The organism is Corynebacterium bouchesdurhonense (assembly GCF_900078305.2).
Lineage (GTDB): Bacteria > Actinomycetota > Actinomycetes > Mycobacteriales > Mycobacteriaceae > Corynebacterium > Corynebacterium bouchesdurhonense.
The window spans coordinates 123874-137694 of the sequence record NZ_LT546025.1; the positions used below are offsets into that span (position 1 = coordinate 123874).

17 protein-coding genes and 3 tRNA genes are annotated in these 13821 nt (G+C 66.0%); 16 read left to right on the plus strand and 4 right to left on the minus strand.

Annotated features, from left to right (window positions below; genetic code table 11):
• The first annotated feature begins 50 nt into the window (after positions 1–50).
• The 13 genes from BN4252_RS01840 to BN4252_RS01895 all read left to right on the plus strand — a co-directional run bounded on the left by BN4252_RS01840 (position 51) and on the right by BN4252_RS01895 (position 9064).
• Positions 51–127, plus strand: a tRNA-Arg gene (locus BN4252_RS01840).
• 106 nt (positions 128–233) lie between these two features.
• Entirely contained in the window at positions 234–362 is a 129-nt protein-coding gene (locus tag BN4252_RS11535; RefSeq protein WP_262360142.1) for a hypothetical protein, read from the plus strand.
• A 32-nt stretch (positions 363–394) separates the two neighbouring features.
• A complete protein-coding gene (locus BN4252_RS01845) occupies positions 395–646 on the plus strand; it encodes a hypothetical protein (protein WP_066524640.1) in 252 nt (83 codons plus the stop codon).
• A 107-nt stretch (positions 647–753) separates the two neighbouring features.
• Entirely contained in the window at positions 754–1200 is a 447-nt protein-coding gene (locus BN4252_RS01850) for a hypothetical protein (protein WP_066524645.1), read from the plus strand.
• A complete protein-coding gene (locus BN4252_RS01855) occupies positions 1200–1535 on the plus strand; it encodes a transcriptional regulator (RefSeq protein ID WP_392389916.1) in 336 nt (111 codons plus the stop codon). The genes BN4252_RS01850 and BN4252_RS01855 overlap by 1 nt, the downstream gene beginning before the upstream one ends.
• A 31-nt stretch (positions 1536–1566) precedes the next feature.
• Positions 1567–2382, plus strand: coding sequence for a mycolate reductase (gene cmrA / locus BN4252_RS01860; RefSeq protein WP_066524651.1), 816 nt, complete (start codon positions 1567–1569; stop codon positions 2380–2382).
• Positions 2375–3031 (plus strand): oligoribonuclease, encoded by a 657-nt coding sequence (gene orn, locus BN4252_RS01865; protein WP_066524654.1) that lies wholly within the window; start codon positions 2375–2377, stop codon positions 3029–3031. The genes cmrA and orn overlap by 8 nt, the downstream gene beginning before the upstream one ends.
• Positions 3032–3086: 55 nt before the next feature.
• Positions 3087–3806 carry a purine-nucleoside phosphorylase gene (gene deoD, locus BN4252_RS01870; RefSeq protein ID WP_066524656.1) on the plus strand — a complete coding sequence of 240 codons (720 nt, stop codon included), beginning with the start codon at positions 3087–3089 and terminating at the stop codon, positions 3804–3806.
• A 205-nt stretch (positions 3807–4011) separates the two neighbouring features.
• A complete protein-coding gene (locus BN4252_RS01875; protein ID WP_066524657.1) occupies positions 4012–5397 on the plus strand; it encodes an MFS transporter in 1386 nt (461 codons plus the stop codon).
• 31 nt (positions 5398–5428) lie between these two features.
• Entirely contained in the window at positions 5429–6085 is a 657-nt protein-coding gene (deoC, locus tag BN4252_RS01880) for a deoxyribose-phosphate aldolase (RefSeq protein ID WP_066524659.1), read from the plus strand.
• On the plus strand, positions 6076–7764 hold the full coding sequence (locus tag BN4252_RS01885; RefSeq protein WP_392389914.1) for a phospho-sugar mutase: 1689 nt from the start codon (positions 6076–6078) through the stop codon (positions 7762–7764). Before deoC ends, BN4252_RS01885 begins: the two co-directional genes overlap by 10 nt.
• A 102-nt stretch (positions 7765–7866) precedes the next feature.
• A tRNA-His gene (locus BN4252_RS01890) sits at positions 7867–7942 on the plus strand.
• A gap of 786 nt (positions 7943–8728) precedes the next feature.
• Entirely contained in the window at positions 8729–9064 is a 336-nt protein-coding gene (locus BN4252_RS01895; protein ID WP_230208538.1) for a hypothetical protein, read from the plus strand.
• Between the two features lie 17 nt (positions 9065–9081).
• Here BN4252_RS01895 and BN4252_RS01900 read toward each other — a convergent pair whose 3' ends face one another.
• Both BN4252_RS01900 and BN4252_RS01905 read right to left on the minus strand, forming a co-directional pair.
• Positions 9082–9744 (minus strand): LysE family translocator, encoded by a 663-nt coding sequence (locus BN4252_RS01900; protein WP_066524663.1) that lies wholly within the window; start codon positions 9742–9744, stop codon positions 9082–9084.
• Between the two features lie 400 nt (positions 9745–10144).
• The gene (locus BN4252_RS01905) at positions 10145–11344 is read right to left on the minus strand and encodes a L,D-transpeptidase (protein ID WP_066524665.1); all 1200 of its coding nucleotides are present in this window, start codon (positions 11342–11344) and stop codon (positions 10145–10147) included.
• A 216-nt stretch (positions 11345–11560) separates the two neighbouring features.
• On the opposite strand from BN4252_RS01905, the gene BN4252_RS01910 reads away from it, so the two are divergent.
• Positions 11561–11633 (plus strand) — tRNA-Lys (locus tag BN4252_RS01910).
• A 94-nt stretch (positions 11634–11727) separates the two neighbouring features.
• On the plus strand, positions 11728–12291 hold the full coding sequence (locus BN4252_RS01915; RefSeq protein ID WP_066524667.1) for a nicotinamidase: 564 nt from the start codon (positions 11728–11730) through the stop codon (positions 12289–12291).
• A 3-nt stretch (positions 12292–12294) separates the two neighbouring features.
• Here the strand turns inward: BN4252_RS01915 and BN4252_RS01920 are convergent, their stop codons facing one another.
• Together BN4252_RS01920 and BN4252_RS01925 are read right to left on the minus strand one after the other, a co-directional pair.
• The gene (locus tag BN4252_RS01920) at positions 12295–12897 is read right to left on the minus strand and encodes a DUF305 domain-containing protein (protein WP_066524668.1); all 603 of its coding nucleotides are present in this window, start codon (positions 12895–12897) and stop codon (positions 12295–12297) included.
• 95 nt (positions 12898–12992) lie between these two features.
• Positions 12993–13268: a DUF3618 domain-containing protein gene (locus BN4252_RS01925; RefSeq protein ID WP_066524671.1), complete on the minus strand. Its 276-nt coding sequence runs from the start codon at positions 13266–13268 to the stop codon at positions 12993–12995.
• Between the two features lie 74 nt (positions 13269–13342).
• Here BN4252_RS01925 and bcp point away from each other — a divergent pair, with 74 nt between their 5' ends.
• Complete coding sequence (bcp, locus tag BN4252_RS01930) at positions 13343–13816, plus strand: thioredoxin-dependent thiol peroxidase (RefSeq protein ID WP_066524673.1); 474 nt, start codon at positions 13343–13345, stop codon at positions 13814–13816.
• Positions 13817–13821 lie beyond the last annotated feature (5 nt).

Sequence of the window (13821 nt, forward strand, 5' to 3'; positions counted from 1 at the left end):
GCCGAGGGCTTTTGCTTTTCGACGCGCCCTTGTAAAGCCACGCCACCATAGCCTCCATAGCTCAGTGGATTAGAGCAACCGGCTTCTACCCGGTGTGTCGCGGGTTCGAGTCCTGCTGGGGGCGCCACTGACCAGCGAAAACGGCCCGCCGGGCACGGTTTCCGACTGGGCGGGCGGGTTTGTGCGTACTCTGGGCGGATACAGCCTTTCCGCAACCCCACGAGGAGCACGCCATGAGCGAAACAACCCCGCCGAAGAGCGAAGACAGCATCAACGACCTGGGCGATCCGGACGCCACGAACGCGCTGCAGGAGGAGACCTCGGCGGACGACACGGACTCCAACAACGAGCCCGCCGAATAGGACCGAGCAGGACCGAGCAGGAGAGCACCACCATGGCTGACACCACCAACCCGAACAACGAGACCGAGCGCCTGCTGGATGCGGCTACGCGCCGCATCGGCAACGAGCCGGATAACGGCAAGACCTTCGACGACTTCGAGGAAGCCGACAGCAACGCCTCGGAAAACCGCACCGACGTGGGCATTGATGGCACCGACGGTACTGACGGTGCAGATACCCCGGTGCAGGACGAGCGCAGCACCGACGGCCTCGGTGTGGAGAACACCGGCCGCGAAGATCGCTAAGCCCCCCGGGCCACACGCCGCCGCGACCGCCGACCCCGTTCCGGGGCCGGCGGCTTTTTCGCGCATCACCCTTGTTTTCCACAGTGGAAATCATTATGGTTTTCAGTATGGAAAGTAACGAAGTGCGCGAGGCGCTTGCCGCCGCGGACGCCGTGGAGCGCCGCGCCGCGGGAGCATCACCGGCCGGCGGAGTGTCTGGGGTTTCGATCGCCCTCACTGGGGCCATCGCGGGGCTGGTGGTGTTTTTCGCGCTCCAGGGCTGGCCTATCCCCACCTTCATCACATGTTTTGTGCTGATGGGCGTGGGGGTCTGGATCGGCACCGCCCGCCACCGGAACGTGCGGCTCGCCGTGAAGCAGGACGTGGATACCACCGAAGGCGAGTGGAGCTGGAAATCCTTCCTCGGCTTCGTCGCGGCCTACAGCGTGATGTTTCTTGCGCTGCAGCTGCTGCCCCAAGGCAACACCGGCGTCTCGGCGGCGGCGGGTGCCGTGGCAGCCGTCGTGTGGGCCTCCGGGATGTGGTGGGGTCAGAAGCGCGGATGGATCCGGTGATCGCAGTGCCCGACCCGCAGCTCGACCCGCAGCTCGACCCAGTCATCCACCCCATCAACCGCCTGCGCATCTGCGCCGCGCTAAAGGCGGGCGGCGCCACCGAGGGCACGGTGCGCAAGGAGATGAGGTTCGCCCACCTGCGGGAGCTCACAGACCTTTCAGACGCCACCTTGTCCAAGCAGCTCACCGTGCTAGAGGAGCACGGCTACATCACGCGCTTCCGGGAGTACGGCTCCAGCAGGGCGAAGGACACGGTCTGGGTCACGCTCACAGGCGACGGGCTCGCGGCGTACAACGCCCACCTCGAGGCCTTGCGGCAGCTCGCCGGGCAATAGCCGTGTGGGAGGGGCGGGTACGGTAAGGGGCATGAGTTTCCCGCAGGCGTCGAAAAGCAACTATGCCCTCATCACGGGGGCGAGCCAGGGCATCGGCGAGGCGATGGCCCGCAAACTCGCGGCAGCCGGCTACAACCTGATCCTCGTGGCGCGGCGCGAAGAAGTGCTCACCCGCATCGCGGACGAGCTCGCCAGCACGCACGGAGTTCACGTGGAGGTGTTCGCCGCCGACCTGTCCAACGCGCGCGACGTGGACGCGCTGCTTGCGCACATCGCCCGGCGCGAGATCTCCATCTGCGTCAACTCCGCCGGCATTGCCTCCTTCGGCCCGTTCATGGAGCAGGACTGGGGGTACGAGACGAACCAGTTCAACCTGAACGCCACTGCGGTGTTCCGCATCACCAAGGCCGTGCTGGACCAGATGGTGCCGCGCGGCAGCGGCGCGCTGTGCAACGTCGGCTCCGCCGCCGGCAACTCCCCCATCCCCAACAACGCCACCTACGTGTTTACCAAGGCCGGCGTGAACACCTTCACCGAGTCTTTGCACTACGAGCTGAAACCCACCGGCGTGCACTGCACGCTGCTCGCGCCGGGGCCAGTCCGGGAGGCGGAAATCCCGGAGGAGGAGCAGAGCTTCATCGACCGGCTCGTGCCCGATTTCTTGTGGACCACCTACGAGTCCTGCGCCGAGGACACGCTGCGCGCCATGCGCCGCAACAAGCGCCGCGTGGTACCCGGACCCCTGTCCAAGGCCATGGACGTGGTGTCCACCTACGCGCCCCGCGGCTCGCTCGCACCGCTGCTCGGGTCCTTCTACGCCAAGATGGGAGAGGAACAACATGGCTGATATCGCGCCCACTGTCGCGTCCACTATCGCGCCCAAGGACAACCGAATCGTCTGGGTCGACCTGGAAATGACGGGGCTCGACCCGAAGCGCCACGTGATCGTGGAGGTCGCGGCGCTGGTCACCGACGCGGAGCTGAACATCCTCGACGAGGGCATTGACTTGGTGGTCCACGCGAGCGACGCCGAGCTCGCGGAGATGGACGACTTTGTCACCCGCATGCACTCCGAGAATGGCCTCATCGAGCAGATCAAGGCCTCGCCGGTGACGATCGGGGAGGCGGAGGAGGCCGTGCTGGGGCTCGTTGCCAAGCACTGCGATCCCGCGCACCCCGCGCCGCTGGCCGGCAACTCCATCGCCACCGACCGCGCTTTTATCCGCGCCCACATGCCGCGCCTGGACCGCGCGCTGCACTACCGCATGATCGACGTCTCCACCATCAAGGAGCTCACCCGCCGCTGGTACCCAAAGGTGTACCAGCACCAGCCTGACAAGGGCATGGCGCACCGCGCGTTGGCGGACATCGTCGAATCCATCCAGGAGTTGGACTACTACCGCCGCGCTGTGTTTGCCCCAGCGCCGGGGCCGGACGGCGCCGCCGCCCGCACCGCGGCCGCCGGCGCCAGCGAGCGCTTCGCTCCTTACCTCTAAGCCTTTTCTACACTGGCGGTGATCACCACCCCAGGAAGAAAGGAAGGCGGCACCCATGGAAACGCCGACAACCTCCACCCCGCACATCGTGCCCACCGGGCCGATCGCGGAAACGGTCCTCATGCCCGGCGACCCGCTGCGCGCGAAGTTCATCGCCGAGACGTACCTCGAGGACGCGGTGCAGTTCAACGCCGTGCGCAACATGCTCGGCTTCACCGGCACATACCAGGGCCACGAGGTCTCCGTGATGGGCTCCGGCATGGGCATCCCCTCCATCAGCCTCTACGCCTACGAGCTGATCCACTTCTTCGGCGCGAAAAAGCTGGTGCGCGTGGGTTCCTGCGCCGGTTTCCAGCCGGGCATGGAGCTGTTCGACATCATCGTCGCCTCCTCCGCGTCCACCGACTCGAATTTTCTCGAGCAGTACAACCTGCCGGGCACCTACGCCCCCACCGCGTCGTGGAAGCTGCTCGAGGCCACGTACCGCCAGGCGCAGATGCAGCAGGTTGACATCCACGTGGGCAACATCTTGTCCTCGGACATCTTCTACAACTTCCAAGACGACGTGAACGCCCGCTGGACCCGCATGGGAGTACTCGGGGTGGAGATGGAGTCCGCCGGGCTTTACGCCACCGCGGCGGAGGCGGGCGTTGACGCCCTGGGCATCTTCACCGTCTCCGACGTCATCGGCTCCGGCGCGAAGGCCACTGCCGAGCAGCGCGAGCGCGCCTTCACCCAGATGATGGAGCTCGCGCTGCCGCTCGCCGCCGTCTAGGGGCAATTGCTTTTCGACGCCCCCTTCCCCCCCCCCTCCCCCACCCCCCCCCCCCCCGCCCCCCCCATGGCATCCCGCCCGCCACCGGCCCCCCCCCCCCGCCCCCGGGCCGCCCCGCACCCCCAACCACCCCGCCCCGGGGCAATTGCTTTTCGACGCCCCCTCCCCCCCCCCTTCCCCAACCCCAGACACCAAGGAACCCCGCATGGCATCACGCCCGCAGCCGGCCGCACCCGCCGGCGCCGGGACCGCGCTGAACCCCAAGCACGCCGTCCCCATCATCCTGTTCACCTTCGTCTTCTCGCTGATCATCGACAACGGCTTCAAGTTCATGACCGACTCGATGGGCGAGGCGCTCAACCTCTCGCTCAACGAGGTCAGCCTGCAGGCGTCGCTCGCCGGCGTGATCATCGGCATCGGCGCGGTGGTCTACGCGGCGCTGGCCGACGTGTTTAGCATCCGCAAGCTGCTGCTCGCCGGCGTTATCCTCACGCTCATCGGCTCGCTGATCGGCTTCCTCGGCCAGAACGTGTGGCCGCTGGTGCTCACCGGCCGCATCATCCAGACCACGGGCCTGGCCGCCGCCGAGACGCTCTACGTCATTTACGTGACCAAGCACCTCTCCGAGCAGGACCAGAAGACCTACCTCGGCTTCTCCACCGCCGCGTTCCAGGCCGCCACCCTCTTCGGCGCGCTGACCTCGGGGCTGCTCGCCACCAAGGTCTCGTGGACCGCCATGTTCCTGGTGCCGCTTGTGCTGATCCTGGCCATCCCGGTGATTCTCAAGACGGTGCCGGAGGAGGAATCGCTGGAGGCGGGCCACGTGGACTGGATCGGGCTGGGCCTGATCGCCGTGCTGGCCACCACCGCCATCCTGTTTATGCAGGCCTTCAACTGGCTATGGCTGATCCCGCTGGCGGCGTCCGTGGTGCTGTTCTCCATGCACGTCAAGAACGCGGAGCGCCCGCTGGTGAACCCGGAGTTTTTCCGCCACCGCCCGTACGTGACCGCGCTCATCCTGGTCTTCATCGTCTACTCGGTGCAGCTGGGCTACCTGGTGCTCTTCCCCGCAATGGCCAAGGAGGTGCACGGCATGAGCGCGGACGGCGCGTCGTACCTGCTCATCCCGGGCTACACCGCGGCCATCGCGGTGGGCGTGCTCTCCGGGCGCATCGCAAAGTTCCTGCCCACGCGCACGGCCATTTTCACCGCGCTCGTCTCGATCACCGTTGCGCTGCTGGTGCTCGCTTTCTTCATGGAGTCCGGCCCATGGGCGTTCGTGGTGTCCTCGCTGCTCTTCGCCAGCGGCTTCGCCCTGCTCTACGCCCCGCTCATGGCCACGGCCATCGGCGCGATCCCGGCCGCCAAGTCCGGCATCGCGATCGGCTTCTACAACCTCACCATCAACGTCGCGGTGCCGCTCGGCATCGCGTACAGCGCCAAGCTGGTGGACATGGGCCTGGGCACCCCCGGGTTCCTGCCTTCCGGCGCCGGCAGCTACCCGGTGGTCATGCTTATCCTCGCGGCCATCGCTCTCGGCGGCGCGCTGCTCTACGCGGCGATGACCGCCCGCATGAAGCAGCCCGCGTAAACCCCACCTCACCAAAAAGGAGATCGCACCCATGCACGCACTTTCGCGCACCGACGTGGCCCAAATGGTGGACCACACCCTGCTCAAGCCCGAGGCGACCCACGCCGACGTGGAGGCGCTGATCGCGGACGCGGCGCGCCTCGGCGCCTATTCCGTGTGCGTCTCGCCGTCGATGCTGCCGCTGGACACCCCTGAGGGCCTGAAGGTAGCCGTGGTGTGCGGCTTCCCCTCCGGCGCCGTGCCCACGCCCGCCAAGGCCGCGGAGGCCGAGTACGCGGTGGCCAACGGCGCCGACGAAGTGGACATGGTGATCAACATCGGCGCCGCCAAGGAGGACGACTGGGACACCGTGCGCGAGGACATCGCAGCGGTGAAGCGCGCGTGCGGCAGCGCGTTGCTCAAGGTCATTATCGAGAGCGCAGTGCTTGACGACGCCCAGGTAGTGCGCGCCTGCCAAGCAGCAGCCGACGCGGGCGCCGAGTACGTGAAGACATCCACGGGCTTCCACCCCGCCGGCGGCGCCTCCGCCCACGCGGTGCGGCTGATGCGCGAGACCGTCGGCGACGCCCTAGGCGTGAAAGCCTCCGGCGGCATCCGCACCGCCGAGGCCGCCCGCGAGATGATCGACGCCGGCGCCAGCCGACTCGGCCTCTCCGGCACCGAGGCCGTCCTCGACGGGTGGGACTAGCGGTGGGCGACGCCCTGCGCGCCACGGCCCGGGCCTGGCTGGAGCACGACCCGGATCCCGCCACGCGCGGGGAGCTGCGCCGCGCAATCGAGGCGAGCGAGGCCGGCTCGGCGGAAGCTGACGCGGCGCTCGCCGCCGCCTTCGCCGGGCCGCTGGAGTTCGGCACGGCGGGGCTGCGGGGTCCCATCGGGTTCGGCGAATCCGCCATGAACCAGGCGGTGGTCATGCGCGCCACCGCGGGCCTGATGGACTGGCTGAACGCCCAGGTGAGCCGCCCCCGCGTGGTAATCGGCTGCGACGCGCGACACGGCTCCGCCCAGTTCGCCGAGGCCGCGGCCCGGGTGGTCGCGGGCGCTGGCGGGGAGGCGCTGTTGCTGCCGCTCGCCCAGCCCACGCCCCTGACCGCGTTCAGCGTGCGCGCGCTCGACGCGGACGCGGGCGTGATGATCACCGCGTCGCATAACCCGAAGTGGGACAACGGGTACAAGGTCTACCTCGGCGGCCGCATCGCCGCGGGGGACGCGGCGGGCGTGCAGATCGTCCCGCCGGCGGACGCCGAGATCGCGGCCCGCATCGCCGCAGCGCCCGGTGCGGACGAGCTGCCCCTGGGCGACGCCATTGAGCGGGTAGACACCCGAGACGCCTACTGCGCCGCCGCGCGCCGGCTCGGCTCCCCCGCCGCGGACGTGCGCATCGTGCTCACGCCCATGCATGGGGTGGGTGGCGAGCTGGCGCTGCGGGCGTTGGGGGAGGCGGGATTTGGCTCGGTGGTGGGCGTCGATAAGCAATGGGCCCCTGACCCGGAGTTCCCCACGGTGGCGTTCCCCAACCCCGAGGAGCGGGGCGCGTTGGATCTGGCGGTGGCGAAGGCGAACGAGGTGGGTGCGGAGCTGATCATCGCGCTGGACCCCGACGCGGACCGGTGCGCGCTCGCGGTGCCCGCGCGCGATACCCCCAGCGCCGGCACCCCGATCGGCGGGGGCTGGGTGGCGCTCTCCGGCGACGAGACGGGCGCGCTGCTGGGCGATTACCTGGCAGGCCGCGCGGACGGCGGGTCGACCGCCTGTTCCATCGTCTCGGGGAGGCTGCTCGGGCGCATCGCGCAGGCGCACGGGCTAGATCACGCCACCACGCTCACCGGGTTCAAGTGGATCGGCCGCACCCCGGAGCTGGTGTACGGCTACGAGGAGGCGATCGGGCACTGCGCGGACCCGGAGCACGTGCGCGACAAGGACGGCATCACCGCCGCCGTAGTTGCTGCCAGCGCCGTGGCCGAGCTGAAGGCCGCGGGGCTCGGCGTGCTCGACCTGTTCGACCGCCAGGCCGCGCGCTACGGGCTCTACCGCACCCAGCCGCTGACCTTCCGCGTGAAGGACTTGGAGGTGATCTCGGCCGCGATGGAGCGGTTGCGCGCCTCGGTGCCGAGCCAGCTCGCTGGCGCGCGCGTGACCGAGTACGTGGACCTTGCCGACGGTTACGGGCAGACACCGGGCACCAACGGGATCCTCCTGCGCACCGAGCGCGATGACCGCGTGATCATCCGCCCCAGCGGCACTGAGCCGAAGCTGAAGTGCTACCTGGAGGTGGTCCTCGACGCGGCCGAGACACCCGATTGGGACGCCGCCCGCGCCCGGCTGGGCGAGCTGTCCGCGGCCACCCGCGCGCTCTGCGGGCTGTGACGAGACGGGACCGAACCGCTGCTGTGGTGCGGTTTTTGTAAAGGCGCGGCACCGTACTAAGGTAGGCGGAGTTGTCCGCGCCACCGGCGCACGGCAACGATGGTGGCTGTAGTTCAGCTGGTAGAGCACCAGGTTGTGATCCTGGGTGTCGCGGGTTCGAGTCCCGTCAGCCACCCCAAAAATACCCCGTGACCTGCATAAAACAGGTTATGGGGTACATTGCTTTAATCGCCGGGTACGTTAAAGATTCTAGAAATCTGGGGGTTGAACGACAAAACAAAAAGTGTGTCTGGTTCGGCGTGTCGCGGGGCAGGATGGGCAGGATGTGTCAAGGGGCTTCTATTTTCGTGGCAGTAAAGCTGACGGTAGCCTAGTTTCATGGAACCTCGACGAATTTTCCTCCGGCCAGAATATGGCCATCCAAGTTCCTTGTGGCCTTCTAAAGAACTAGTACGCACCGGTTCCGAAGGAAAGGGCTACTATCTTCCCGCGGATTTAGGCATAAAGCCTGCTTTGGGAAACGAGATCCTTGAGTGGACGAGAGAATTTGGATTAAATTTCATCGAGGAACCCGACAGCTTTCGCGAGCGACCTAAGTGGAGAGAAGAATTCGATCGGTTTCGGTGGTACGACAAGGGTTGGGACATCACGTATACATTGAGGGAGGAGTTCCCAGCGGTGCAGATCGTCCCTCAATTTTCTCATTTCGTTTTTTCCATCAATGAAAGACGAGAAAATCTCGGAAAAAGCCCCATCTGCTTTCCGGGAGAAAACCTTACGGGTCACGTATCCGTAAGGGATATTGGGAAAAATAGCTAACCCCCTTACTCATGCCTCGCCCGTTCACTGGCACCATAGATCTAGTTGCGACGAACCGAAGAGCGAACCAGCCATACCCCGCTTGCTCGTATCACGGCCTCGTAAAGCACGCCGCGCAGAGTTAGCGGTATCGGGGCGTCTTCCGGTGGCGAAGGCGCCACAGGTCGAGCATTTCGTCGTAGGCTCACCAACGACGACGGCGACCGCATGGGACGCGACCAACGCCGACGACAAAGTACCGGAGCTGTACTCACAGATCGCCGACGAGACGGATGTCGAGATTCTTCGCGACCTTCGCAGCCACTCATGGCGCGCCACACTGCACGGCGTGTACGCCGACGTGATGGACGCGAGGACACGGGCGAACATTTTCGGCCACACCGAGCAGATCGCAGACGAGTACTACAACGACCGCGCCAACGTCGAAGCACTCATTCGTGCGACCGCGCAAGCACGTCCCTCCGCGGACGAACCAAAGTAGACATGCGTGCGCTGCAGTCAGTTGAACTCGCGAGCTGACGCCAAGCTCGCAGCGCCTTCTCCAAGCATCCAAAGAGCTAACACGATAAAAATCGAGCCTGTGCCCATATCAACGAAGTGGCCGTAGCGGGACAGGAAGCTGGAAAAGACATCAACAAGAAGCGCAAAGCCAGCCGACATCACAAAGCCCACAACAAATAGAGTGACGAGAATCAGCAGCATCCACTCTGCACCCATATCGGGTTTCACAAACTGCGCAAATACTGCTCCGAAAAACAGCACCGATTTAGGGTTCGACAGGTTTGTTGCCATCCCAACCCCAAAAGCCTTGCGCGTTTCCACTGACTGATCGGGAATATTCGTAGGCAGAGCCGCAGACTCACCCGATCGCCAGGCTCGAAGCCCGCCACGCACCGCGCCAAACCCCATGTAGAGAAGGTAAGCCCCACCAACCAGTTGTAGAACGGCGAGCAACTGGGGCGCAGCTTGCATGAGTGCGCTTAATCCCAGCAGCGATGCAGCGATCCAGACTGCGTACCCCGCCATGATGCCCGTAGCACACGCCACGCCAGCGGCCCGGGACTTCACGCTGAAACGAATGATCTGTACAACATCAGGACCAGGCACTGCCACCGCGGCAGCGAACACGCCGATGAGCGCGAGAAAATCTCCGATTACCATTACTCTCCCTAAACCCTGGTGGTCCCACGCTGATGTGCCAGCCACTCCGGTCCGGCGACGAATCGGAACATGGCCCAAGTCACCACTTTAGTGGCACGCTTCCGCCCTGCCTTTAGTGAGGAATCGTGTCTTCCCTGCAAAATCGACCGATCCAATTACAGGAATCGGACGGGTACGTAGAAGTACGTTAAAAAGTACGTTAAGCGATTCAGTAACAGCACGTATCCGGCAGTAGCCCACAGTAGATAACACATCGCTGACAACTACCTACGGCCACATACCTACAGGTACTGAAGTTGTCCGTCAAGATCCTGGGTGTCGCGGGTTCGAGTCCCGTCAGCCACCCCAACGCAAGAATCCCGGCTCGCACACCCGCGGGCCGGGATTTTCGTGTGCGCGCCTACTGCGCCCGGGGGTCCTCGGTACCGCCGGAGCGCTCCTCCCAGCTGTAGTTCCAGTACCCCAGCCCGTCGTAGCCCGGCAGCGTCCCGCCGAGTGCGCCAACTACCTCCACCGGGTCTCCCCTTTGGACGTACTGCTGGAACCACTTCGCGTCCTCCGACGAGGCGTTGACGCAGCCGTGGGACTGGTTCTGCGCCCCCAGCGCCCACGTCGCCCACGGCGCGGCGTGCACGTAGATGCCGGAGTAAGACATCTGGGTAGCCCAGTCCACGTCAGTGACGTAGCCGCCCTGGTTCAGACCGAGGCCGTAGGAGCGGGAGTCCATCACCAAATGCTCGTGCGAGTCGCCGATGACGTAGGTGCCATTCGGGGTGTCGTACTTGCCGTCGGCGCCCAGCGAGACGGGGAAGGAGCGCACTAGCTCCCCGTCCCGGTACACGCGCAGGGTCTTGTCGCGGTTGTCCACCACCGTCTCCACTCGGTCGCCGATGGTGAAGGAGTTCTCAGCGTCGGCCGCGCCCCACACGCCGCCGCCGAAATCCTTGCCGTAGATGTCGGCGCGCACGGTCACGGCGGTGCCGGGCTCCCAGAACTCCTTCGGCCGCCAGAGCAGCTCGTAGGGGCTCTGCCAGAAAAATCCGCCCTCGGTGTCGTTGGAGGTCTCCACCGTAATCGCGTCCTCGGCCGCCTTCGTGTCGGTGATGGCGGACCCGAAGCGGAACGTCACGGCCTGCGCCACGCCCACCGTCGCGCCGTCGTACGGGCCGATGGCCACGTTGGTCTGCTCGGCGGGGCTGACGGTGGTGAAGGTGGCGGTGGAGCTCGTCCCGTCCTCGTTTCGCGCCTCGAGGGTGTAGGTGCGCCCGTAGCCGAGCGGCTCCGTGGTCTCCCACTCGGTTTTCTCGGGGTTGTACTCCGCCTTCACCGCGCGCCCTTGCTCGTTGGTCAGGGTCACGTCTTGGAGCTTGCTTGCCGACGCCACCTTCGCACCCGCCAAAGGCTCCACCCCGGCCTCCCCGTCCTTCACCGACAGGCGGGGAGGCTCCCCGTGTTCCCGGCCGTGCTTCTGGGCAGTCGAGCTGACCGTGTTCTGTGCGCCGCGTGAGCCCCCAGCGGCGCCGCCGTCGCAGGCCGCAAGCCCGAGCGTAAGCGCCGCAGCCAACGCAACCACTACCCCGCTCCGCCGCCGCACCCGCATGCGCTCCACGCTCCTCACTCTGGCCGGCCCTGCCGGGCCGCGCACGTCTCTCGGACACCTTATCGCCTCGAGTCCCGAAAACGTTACTGCGCCGCGGGCCCGCCAGTCGAAGCGCGAAACCTCGCCAAAATTGACCCTGACCAGGCGATTTCAAAGCTTGGGAGGTGGCTGCTATAGTTCTTTTTCGTTGCCCGGAAGGGTGACAAAGAACAAAAAGCGCCATTAGCTCAATTGGTAGAGCAACTGACTCTTAATCAGTGGGTTCGGGGTTCGATTCCCTGATGGCGCACTATACAGCGAGGTCAGGGGCGATGGCACCCCCGGCCTCGCTTTTCTTTGGCTAACCACCTTACCCACCCCAAGCCGGGGGTAAGGTGATGGCCATGACTCGCGCACTGCTGCTCGTTGACGTCCAGAACGATTTCTGCCCCGGCGGCTCGCTCGGCACCGATCGCGGCGATGAGGTGGCTTCCAGCATCGCCGCCCTCATCGCCCCGGGGGCCGACGCCGCCGGCTACAGCGAGATCCTGGCCACCCAGGACTGGCACATCGACCCGGGCTCGCACTTCTCCGAGCACCCAGACTTCGTGGATTCCTGGCCGGTGCACTGCGTCGCCGGCTCAGAGGGCGCCGAAATCCGCGAGCCGGTGGACACCTCCCAGATCGCCCGCTACTTCCGCAAGGGCGAGTACACGGCCGCCTACTCCGGCTTCGAGGGAGCGGACGAGGAGGGCACTGCCCTAGCCGAGTACCTGCGCGGACGCGGCATCGACGCGCTCGACGTGTGCGGTATCGCCACGGACCACTGCGTGCGCGCCACGGTCCTCGACGCGCGCGCGGAGGGCTTTGCGGTTCGCGTGCTCAGCTCCCTGTGCTCCCCCGTGGACGAGGCTCGCGGCGAGGCCGCCCTCGAGGAGATGCGCGAGGCCGGTGCCGAGATCATCTAACGGCTAGGCCGCCGGCACGGAGCCGTCGGGCACGTAGCCGAGGAGGTCCTCCATCTCCTTCATCTCGCGCGTCTGCACATCGACCATCTCGGCGGCCATGTCCTTCAGCGGCCCGTAGGCGCCGTTTTTCACTTCATCGCTGGTCATGGCGATGACGTGGGCGTGGTGGTAGTGCATCCACTCTAGGAAGGTGGTGCGCAGCTCGTCGCCCCGCAGCCGGCCAAAGGCCTCAAGCTCGGCGGGCTGGAACATGCCGTTGGCGATGTGCTTGGAGTGCATCTCCATGTCTTCCTGGATGCCCCACTCGTCGGCCCAGGCGCGCATCTGCTCGTTCTCGCGCTCCTGGCCGTCCTTGATGCGCTCGGCGAGGTCTCGCACCTGCGGGTCGGTGACGTCGGAGGCCAGCAGCACGTCGGACATCTCGATCGCCTGCTCGTGGTGCGGCACCATCATGCCCAGGAAGTGCACGTCCACGTCGTTGCCCGGCATCGCCGCGGTATCCCCGTCCCCGCCGCGCAGCCCGGGCAGGACGAGCGCGGCGATGAGGGTGAGGACCGCCACGATGGCGAGCCCGATGAACAGTGGCCGGCGTGAGGTATTGGTCATACTTTGATTAGAGCATAAAAAATCGCCGCCCGATGGGGTTCGGGTGGCGATTGTTGCGGATCTCTCCTGGGGGACCGTCGATAAGCAGAAAGCCCCTACCGGCGCGACAGCAGGCGCTGCAGCTCCTTGAGCTCCTTCTTCCGCTTGCGGCCGTTGAAGAACTTAATGCCGACCAGCGCAACGGCGCCGGCCGCGATCCCGCCGAGGATCTTCTGCACGGTCTCGTCCTGGAGCCACGCCGAAGCCTGGTCCTTCGCATTGTCGGCGAGCGCGGACGGGCTGAGGCGGTCCGCCAGCTCATCCAAGGTGCCGGCCAGCTGGGTGCGGGTGCGGGCGAGGTCGCGCTCGATGTCGTTGATGTCTCGTGCCACGGTGAACTCCTGACATTTCGTTTGTGTAGCTACCTGTGACCACAGTAATGGAAAACCGTGTAGAACGGAGAAGCATGACAGCACCAATCCGCCTCGAACCCGGCGACGCCGCCCCCGCTTTCACCCTGCGCAATGACCGCGGCGAGGAGGTCTCGCTGGCGGACTTCGCGGGCCAGCGCGTGCTGGTCTACTTCTATCCGCGCGCGAACACTCCTGGCTGCACCACCGAGGCGTGCGACTTCAGCGAGAACCTCGAGCGCTTCAACGAGGCGTCGGTGACCGTGCTGGGCATCTCCCCCGACCCGGTGGAGAAGCTGGCAACGTTCCGCGCCGACCACAACCTCACCATCGAGCTCCTCTCGGACGAATCGCGGGAGACCCTGCGCGCCTGGGGTGCCTTCGGCGAGAAGAAGAATTACGGCAAAGTGGTCGAGGGGGTCATCCGCTCCTCGTTCCTCGTCGGCGCGGACGGCACAATCGAGCAGGCCCAGTACAACGTCCGCGCCTCCGGCCACGTGGGCCGGGTGCTGCGGGATTGGGGCATCTAGCTTCC

Coding starts and splice junctions, on each gene's coding strand:
- BN4252_RS01905 (WP_066524665.1), bottom strand. CDS start 11,344: ATGCGGGTGCGGCGGCGGAGCGGGGTAGTGGTTGCGTTGGCTGCGGCG.
- BN4252_RS11535 (WP_262360142.1), top strand. CDS start 234: ATGAGCGAAACAACCCCGCCGAAGAGCGAAGACAGCATCAACGACCTG.
- deoC (WP_066524659.1), top strand. CDS start 5,429: ATGCACGCACTTTCGCGCACCGACGTGGCCCAAATGGTGGACCACACC.
- bcp (WP_066524673.1), top strand. CDS start 13,343: ATGACAGCACCAATCCGCCTCGAACCCGGCGACGCCGCCCCCGCTTTC.
- BN4252_RS01915 (WP_066524667.1), top strand. CDS start 11,728: ATGACTCGCGCACTGCTGCTCGTTGACGTCCAGAACGATTTCTGCCCC.
- BN4252_RS01920 (WP_066524668.1), bottom strand. CDS start 12,897: ATGACCAATACCTCACGCCGGCCACTGTTCATCGGGCTCGCCATCGTG.
- orn (WP_066524654.1), top strand. CDS start 2,375: ATGGCTGATATCGCGCCCACTGTCGCGTCCACTATCGCGCCCAAGGAC.
- BN4252_RS01850 (WP_066524645.1), top strand. CDS start 754: ATGGAAAGTAACGAAGTGCGCGAGGCGCTTGCCGCCGCGGACGCCGTG.
- deoD (WP_066524656.1), top strand. CDS start 3,087: ATGGAAACGCCGACAACCTCCACCCCGCACATCGTGCCCACCGGGCCG.
- cmrA (WP_066524651.1), top strand. CDS start 1,567: ATGAGTTTCCCGCAGGCGTCGAAAAGCAACTATGCCCTCATCACGGGG.
- BN4252_RS01845 (WP_066524640.1), top strand. CDS start 395: ATGGCTGACACCACCAACCCGAACAACGAGACCGAGCGCCTGCTGGAT.
- BN4252_RS01900 (WP_066524663.1), bottom strand. CDS start 9,744: ATGGTAATCGGAGATTTTCTCGCGCTCATCGGCGTGTTCGCTGCCGCG.
- BN4252_RS01875 (WP_066524657.1), top strand. CDS start 4,012: ATGGCATCACGCCCGCAGCCGGCCGCACCCGCCGGCGCCGGGACCGCG.